At 66.9% G+C, this 3,454-nt stretch carries 4 protein-coding genes; all 4 read left to right on the plus strand.

Annotation, left to right across the window (positions count from 1 at the left end; genetic code table 11):
- The first annotated feature begins 8 nt into the window (after nt 1-8).
- Genes tolQ through tolB form a run of 4 tightly spaced genes read left to right on the plus strand, consistent with a single transcriptional unit; the run spans nt 9 to nt 3,453 of the window.
- Complete coding sequence (gene tolQ / locus OXU43_06460; GenBank protein ID MDD9824795.1) at nt 9-683, plus strand: protein TolQ; 675 nt, start codon at nt 9-11, stop codon at nt 681-683.
- 34 nt (nt 684-717) lie between these two features.
- Nucleotides 718-1,122 carry a protein TolR gene (gene tolR, locus OXU43_06465; protein ID MDD9824796.1) on the plus strand — a complete coding sequence of 135 codons (405 nt, stop codon included), beginning with the start codon at nt 718-720 and terminating at the stop codon, nt 1,120-1,122.
- On the plus strand, nt 1,119-2,123 hold the full coding sequence (gene tolA / locus OXU43_06470; protein ID MDD9824797.1) for a cell envelope integrity protein TolA: 1,005 nt from the start codon (nt 1,119-1,121) through the stop codon (nt 2,121-2,123). Before tolR ends, tolA begins: the two co-directional genes overlap by 4 nt.
- A gap of 7 nt (nt 2,124-2,130) precedes the next feature.
- Entirely contained in the window at nt 2,131-3,453 is a 1,323-nt protein-coding gene (gene tolB, locus OXU43_06475; protein MDD9824798.1) for a Tol-Pal system beta propeller repeat protein TolB, read from the plus strand.
- Nucleotide 3,454 lies beyond the last annotated feature (1 nt).

Genomic DNA, 3,454 nt, shown 5'->3' on the forward strand with positions numbered 1-3,454 from the left:
GGTTTGTCATGAGCGCTGACCTGTCTTTTCTGCAACTGATCGCCGAGGCCAGCCTCCTGGTGCAGCTGGTCATGTTGCTGCTGCTTGCCGCCTCGGTCGTTTCCTGGACGATGATTTTTCGCAAGCACAAGGTGTTGCGGATGGCGGGCCAGGACGCGAGCCGTTTCGAGGGCGTCTTTTGGTCGGCGAAGGACTTGAACCCTCTGTATCATCGGATCAGCGCTTCGCGCTTGCAGTCCACCGGCATGGAGGCCGTCTTCGAGGCCGGCTTCAGCGAGTTCGCGCGGCTGCGCGAGCAGCCCGGGATCGAGCCCATGGCCGTCGTCGAGGGCGCGCAGCGGGCCATGCGGGTGGCGCTGACCCGCGAGGAGGACTTCCTGGAGACGCACCTGACTTTTCTGGCCACGGTAGGCTCCACCAGTCCCTACATCGGTCTGTTCGGCACGGTGTGGGGAATCATGAACAGCTTTCGCGCCCTGGGCAACGTGCAGCACGCCACGATCGCCATGGTGGCGCCCGGCATTTCCGAGGCGCTGATCGCCACCGCCATGGGATTATTTGCCGCTATCCCGGCGGTGATTGCCTATAACCGCTTCGTCAACGATGTGGAACGGCTGGTCAGCCGTTATAACGCTTTCGTGGACGAGTTTTCCTCCATCTTGCAGCGTTACGCCCACTCCTGAGCCGCATATGCCCAGTTCCAGCCGCAGGCGCCCCATGGCGGAGATCAATGTGGTTCCCTACATAGACGTGATGTTGGTGCTGTTGGTGATCTTTATGATTACCGCGCCGCTGCTGAGCCAGGGGGTGCGGGTGGAATTGCCCGGCGTCGCCTCCGAGCCTTTGCCGCCCGGCAAGCACGAGCCGGTGATCGTCACGGTGGATGTGGAGGGGCGGTATTATGTCAATTATGGCGATGCTCAGGACCAGCCGATCCCGGCGGAGCAACTGGTGAACCGCATCGGCGCCCTGCTGCGCCACCGCCCCGGCACTCCCTTCTATGTTCGCGGCGATGGCCGAGTGCAGTATGCGCGCGTCGTCGAGGTCATGGCCTTGTTGCAGGGGGCAGGGGTGCCGAGCGTCGGGCTGGTGACGGAGCCGCCGGAGCGCGGGGGAGGTTGAACCTGCACCGGGGGGACGGCCTGCTGTTGCCGGCACTGTATGCCTTGCTGGTGCACGGCGCGCTGGCCGTGCTGCTGACGCTGGGTTTTCGTCCCGCGTCCATTCGCGTGCCGCCGCCGCCGACGCCCAGCCGCATGGTGCAAGCGGTGTCCGTGGATGCCAAAGAAGTCGAGCAGGAGTTGCAGCGCCTGCAAGAGATTGAGCGCCGCAAGCAGACGGAGGAGAAGCAACGGCAGCAACGGTTGCGCGAAGCCGAGAACAAGCGCAAGGCGGAGGAGCGGAAGCGCCGCGAGGCCGAGAACAAGCGCAAGGCGGAGGAACAGAAGCGCCGCGAGGCCGAGAGTAAGCGCAAGGCGGAGGAACAGAAGCACCGTGAAGCCGAGCGCCGCCGCAAGGCGGAGGAGGATAAGCGCCGCGAACTCGAGCGCCGCCGCAAGCAAGACGAGCAACGTGCCGCGCAACGCCAGCAGCAGCAGGAAGAGCAGCGCCGCGAAGAGCAGGCCCGCCTGGCCGAATTGCAGCGGCAACGGGTCGCCGAGGAAGAGCGCAAGCGCAAGGCGGAGGAGGAACGCAAGCGCCTGGAACAGGAACAGGCGCGCCTTGAGGAAGAGCGCAAGCGCCTGGAGCAGGAGGCCGAGCGCCGCCGCAAAGAGCGCAAAGAGCGCGAAGAGATGGAGCGCAAGCGGCGCGAGGCCGAGCAGCGCCGCAGCGACCAGGAACTGTTGCGGCAGTTGCAACAGTCGCTCTCCGAGCATATACGGAGCAACTTCAATATCACCGGCCTTGCCCGGGGACAGACTTGCAAATTGCGGGTGCGCCTGGCGGCGGACGGCGCAGTGATCGGCGTCGCCATAGCGAGCTCCAGCGGCGACCCGGTGTTTGACCGGCGCGCCGCGACCGCCGTGCAGAAATCCTCGCCGCTGCCGGTGCCGCGGGACGCGGCCGCCTTCGAGCGGCTCGGCCTGCAAGAGTTGACTTTTGTATTCGATCCTTGGCATTAAGGGCGCGATGAACCGCCGCCTACTTTTGCGCTTCGGCTTGCTGGCGTTGAGCGCCAACGCCGCGGCCCTGGAGATCGTGATAGATCAGGGGGTGGAGAGCGCCCTGCCGATCGCCATCGTCCCCTTCATGCCCCTGGAAGGCGCGTCTTTGGAGGGCGCGCCCCAGGCAGCGGGCGCCGCCTGGGACGAGCGCGATCCGGCGCGCGCGATCGCCGACGACTTGCGCTACAGCGGTTTGTTCGCGCCCATCCCGGTGGCCGACCTGCCCCAGTTGCCGCGCCGCTACCCGGAGGTGCGCTTCGCCGACTGGCGTCGGCTGGGCGTCGAGAACCTGTTGATCGGGAGCCTGGTGCCGGGCGCCGGGGAGGACGGCTTAAGCATCGAGTTCCATTTGGTTGACGTGTATAAAGAGTCCCGGATCATCGGTATGCGCCTGCCGGTTCAGTCCGGCCGGCTGCGCCAGGCCGCGCACCGGGTCAGCGACATCGTCTATGAGCAATTGACCGGGGAGCGCGGGCCTTTCTCCACCCGCATCGCCTATGTTGCCGATGCCGGGGCGGGGGCCGGGAATCGGCGCTACACGCTGCGGGTCGCCGACTACGACGGTCACGCCCCGCGGGTCCTGCTGGCGAGTCCCGCCCCCCTGTTGTCGCTTGCCTGGTCTCCGGACGGCGGCCGGATCGCCTATGCATCCTTCGAGGGCAGCGGCTCCTCGATCTACCTGCAGGACGTCGCCACCGGCATTCGCCGCCGCGTCTCCGCCGCGCCCGGCATCAACAGCGCGCCGCGCTTCTCCCCCGACGGCAAGCGCTTGTGCATGACGCTGTCCAAGGACGGCAATCCGGAGGTTTATATCCTCCATGTGGAGAGCGCGCTGCTGCAACGGGTAACCGACCACCCGGCCATAGATACCGAGCCGGCATGGTCCCCGGACGGCGAGCGGCTGATCTTTACCTCCGACCGTAGCGGCAGCCCCCAGATCTACGAGATCGAATTGGCGGGCGGCGCCATTCGCCGCCTCACCTTCGAGGGCAAGTACAACGCCCGCGCCGAGTACTCCCCCGGCGACGGCCGCTACCTCGTCCTGGTGCACGGCATTGCGGGCGGAGAGCACCGCATCGCTTTGCATGACCGCGTCAGCGGCCGGCTGACGGCGCTCGCCGATTCCCGGATGGGCGAATCCCCGGGCTTTGCCCCCAACGGTCAACTCCTCCTCTATGCCGCCGATGGCGGCCTGCACACCATCCCCCTGAACGGCGAGCCGCGCCGCCGCCTGTCCGCGGGGCCGGGGGACCTGCGCGCCCCGGCCTGGGCGCCCTTTATGCACTGAT

Source organism: Gammaproteobacteria bacterium (genome assembly GCA_028817255.1).
GTDB lineage: Bacteria > Pseudomonadota > Gammaproteobacteria > Porifericomitales > Porifericomitaceae > Porifericomes > Porifericomes azotivorans.

Bases quoted from the DNA above. Each gene is read 5' to 3' on its own strand.
- tolQ (MDD9824795.1), top strand. From the start codon at position 9: ATGAGCGCTGACCTGTCTTTTCTGCAACTGATCGCCGAGGCCAGCCTC.
- tolR (MDD9824796.1), top strand. From the start codon at position 718: ATGGCGGAGATCAATGTGGTTCCCTACATAGACGTGATGTTGGTGCTG.
- tolB (MDD9824798.1), top strand. From the start codon at position 2,131: ATGAACCGCCGCCTACTTTTGCGCTTCGGCTTGCTGGCGTTGAGCGCC.